General features: G+C 67.9%; 5 protein-coding genes and 1 pseudogene. All 6 read left to right on the forward strand.

The genetic code is table 11. The annotated features are described in order from the left end of the window. Nucleotides 1-261, forward strand: a 261-nt coding sequence (locus ACFU99_RS38560; protein WP_384401848.1) for a SufD family Fe-S cluster assembly protein, incomplete at its 5' end; no start/stop codon positions are given. After that, nucleotides 258-596, forward strand: coding sequence for a non-heme iron oxygenase ferredoxin subunit (locus ACFU99_RS38565; RefSeq protein ID WP_384401851.1), 339 nt, complete (start codon nucleotides 258-260; stop codon nucleotides 594-596). The genes ACFU99_RS38560 and ACFU99_RS38565, both read left to right, overlap by 4 nt. Nucleotides 597-603: 7 nt before the next feature. After that, complete coding sequence (sufC, locus tag ACFU99_RS38570; RefSeq protein WP_384401854.1) at nucleotides 604-1368, forward strand: Fe-S cluster assembly ATPase SufC; 765 nt, start codon at nucleotides 604-606, stop codon at nucleotides 1366-1368. Continuing rightward, a complete protein-coding gene (locus ACFU99_RS38575) occupies nucleotides 1365-2639 on the forward strand; it encodes a cysteine desulfurase (RefSeq protein ID WP_384401857.1) in 1275 nt (424 codons plus the stop codon). Before sufC ends, ACFU99_RS38575 begins: the two co-directional genes overlap by 4 nt. Before the next feature lie 10 nt (nucleotides 2640-2649). Next, nucleotides 2650-3108 carry a Fe-S cluster assembly sulfur transfer protein SufU gene (gene sufU, locus ACFU99_RS38580; protein WP_384401860.1) on the forward strand — a complete coding sequence of 153 codons (459 nt, stop codon included), beginning with the start codon at nucleotides 2650-2652 and terminating at the stop codon, nucleotides 3106-3108. Beyond that, a pseudogene (locus ACFU99_RS38585) lies at nucleotides 3105-3187 on the forward strand (metal-sulfur cluster biosynthetic enzyme); the annotation flags it as partial. The gene sufU and the pseudogene ACFU99_RS38585, both read left to right, overlap by 4 nt.

The raw sequence follows: 3187 nt of genomic DNA on the forward strand, positions 1-3187 counted from the left end.
GACGGGGCGCGCGTCGACTCGGTCCCCAACCTGGAGATCGAGACCGGCGAGATCGTGGGGGCCGGGCACGCCTCGGCGACCGGCCGGTTCGACGACGAGCAGCTCTTCTACCTGATGGCCCGCGGCATCCCCGCCGACGAGGCCCGCCGCCTGGTCGTCCGCGGCTTCTTCGCCGAACTCGTCCAGCAGATCGGCCTCCCCGATGTCGAAGAACGGCTGCTCGCCAGGATCGACATCGAGCTGGAAGCGTCCGTCGCATGAGCGGCGAGACGTTCGTCCGCGCGGCCGCCCTGGGCGACCTCGAAGAGGACACGCCCAAGCGGGTGGAGATCGGCGGCACGCCGGTCTCCCTGGTCCGCACGGAGGGCGAGGTGTTCGCGATCAACGACATCTGCTCGCACGCGAACGTCTCCCTCTCCGAGGGAGAGGTGGAGGACTGCTCCATCGAGTGCTGGCTGCACGGTTCGAGCTTCGATCTGCGCACCGGTAAGCCGAATGGCCTCCCCGCGACGCGCCCCGTCCCCGTATACCCCGTCAAGATCGAAGGAGACGGCCCAGAGGCATCTGTGCTCGTCTCCGTCACCCAGGAGTCCTGAGTTCCTTATGGCTACGCTTGAAATCCGTGACCTGCATGTTTCTGTTGAGGTCGACAATGGCACGAAGGAGATCCTGCGGGGTGTCGACCTGACCGTGCGGCAGGGGGAGACGCACGCCATCATGGGCCCCAACGGCTCCGGCAAGTCGACCCTGGCCTACTCCCTGGCCGGTCACCCGAAGTACACCGTCACCGGGGGCACCGTCACCCTCGACGGCGAGGACGTCCTGGAGATGAGCGTCGACGAGCGGGCGCGGGCCGGGGTGTTCCTGGCCATGCAGTACCCCGTCGAGGTCCCCGGCGTGTCGGTCTCCAACTTCCTGCGCACCTCCGCCACCGCCGTGCGCGGCGAGGCCCCCAAGCTGCGTACCTGGGTGAAGGAGGTCAAGTCGGCGATGGAGCAGCTCCAGATGGACCCCGCCTTCGCCGAGCGGAATGTGAACGAGGGGTTCTCCGGCGGTGAGAAGAAGCGCCACGAGATCCTCCAGCTGGAGCTGCTGAAGCCGAAGATCGCGATCCTGGACGAGACCGACTCCGGCCTGGACGTGGATGCGCTGCGCACCGTCTCCGAGGGCGTGAACCGGGTGCGGGAGGGCGGCGAGGTCGGGACGCTGCTGATCACGCACTACACGCGGATCCTGCGCTACATCAAGCCGGACTTCGTGCACGTCTTCGCCAACGGCCGGATCGCCGAGTCCGGGGGCGCGGAGCTGGCGGACAAGCTGGAGAACGAGGGGTACGAGGCCTACGTGAAGGGCGGCGCAGCCACGTGAGTGTATCGCCGGGCCTTGCCGCGCTGCCGGGTCTTCTGGACACGGATGCGATCCGCAAGGACTTCCCGATCCTGGACCGCCAGGTCCACGACGGACGGAAGGTCGTCTACCTCGACAACGCGGCCACCTCGCAGAAGCCGCGCCAGGTCCTCGACGCGCTGGCCGGCTATTACGAGCGGCACAATGCCAACGTGCACCGCGGCGTGCATGTGCTGGCCGAGGAGGCCACGGCGCTGTACGAGGGGGCGCGGGACAAGGTCGCGGCGTTCATCAACGCGCCGAGCCGGGATGAGGTGATCTTCACCAAGAACGCCTCGGAGTCGCTGAACCTGGTGGCGAACATGCTCGGCTGGGCGGATGAGCCCTATCGGGTGGACGCGGATACCGAGATCGTCATCACGGAGATGGAGCACCACTCCAACATCGTGCCGTGGCAGCTGCTCTCGCAGCGCACCGGGGCGAAGCTGAAGTGGTTCGGCCTGACCGACGACGGCCGCCTGGACCTGTCGAACCTGGACGAGATCATCACGGAGAAGACGAAGGTCGTCTCCTTCACCCTGGTCTCCAACCTGCTGGGCACCGTCAACCCGGTGGAGGCGATCATCCGCCGTGCCCAGGAGGTCGGTGCGCTGGTCGCCATCGACGCCTCGCAGGCCGCCCCGCACATGGTGCTGGACGTGCAGGCGTTGCAGGCCGACTTCGTGGCCTTCACCGGCCACAAGATGTGCGGCCCCACCGGCATCGGCGTGCTGTGGGGGCGGCAGGAGCTGCTGGAGGACCTGCCGCCGTTCCTCGGCGGCGGCGAGATGATCGAAACCGTCTCCATGCACTCCTCCACCTACGCCCCCGCCCCGCACAAGTTCGAGGCCGGCACCCCGCCGATCGCGCAGGCCGTGGGGCTGGGCGCGGCGGTGGACTACCTCACCTCGATCGGCATGGACAAGATCGCCGCCCATGAGCACGCGATCACCGAATACGCGGTGGCGCGCCTCGCGGAGGTGCCGGGGCTGCGGATCATCGGCCCCGTCACGGCGGAGGACCGCGGGGCGACGATCTCCTTCACGCTCGGCGACATCCACCCCCACGACGTGGGCCAGGTCCTCGACGAGCTGGGGATCGCGGTGCGGGTGGGTCACCACTGTGCGCGCCCGGTGTGCCTGCGGTACGGAATTCCCGCGACCACGCGCGCGTCGTTCTATCTGTATTCCACCCCCGCCGAGGTCGACGCCTTGATCGAGGGCCTGGAGCACGTACGGAACTTCTTCGGGTAGGGGTGGTCATGTGAAGCTCGATTCGATGTACCAGGACGTCATCCTGGACCATTACAAGCACCCGCACGGGCGGGGGCTGCGGGACGGTGACGCCGAGGTCCACCACGTCAACCCGACCTGCGGGGATGAGATCACGCTGCGCGTGCGGCTGGACGGCGCGACGATAGAAGACGTGTCGTACGAGGGGCAGGGCTGCTCGATCAGCCAGGCCAGCGCGTCCGTGCTGAACGACCTCCTCGTCGGCAAGGACCTGGGCGAGGCGCAGAAGATCCAGGAGACGTTCCTGGAGCTGATGCAGTCCAAGGGCAGGCTGGAGCCGGACGAGGCGATGGCGGAGGTGCTGGAGGACGCGGTGGCGTTCGCCGGGGTCTCCAAGTACCCGGCCCGCGTCAAGTGTGCCCTGCTGAGCTGGATGGCCTGGAAAGACGCCACGGCCAAGGCCCTCTCCGAGGAGGCGAAGACCGCATGAGTGAGAACGCAGCTGTGACGACGAAGCCGGCGTCCGAAGAGGAGGTCCGCGAGGCGCTCTACGACGTCGTCGACCCCGA

The organism is Streptomyces sp. NPDC057654, from assembly GCF_042800135.1.
Taxonomy (GTDB): domain Bacteria; phylum Actinomycetota; class Actinomycetes; order Streptomycetales; family Streptomycetaceae; genus Streptomyces.

Bases quoted from the DNA above. Each gene is read 5' to 3' on its own strand.
- ACFU99_RS38565 (WP_384401851.1), top strand. From the start codon at position 258: ATGAGCGGCGAGACGTTCGTCCGCGCGGCCGCCCTGGGCGACCTCGAA.
- sufC (WP_384401854.1), top strand. From the start codon at position 604: ATGGCTACGCTTGAAATCCGTGACCTGCATGTTTCTGTTGAGGTCGAC.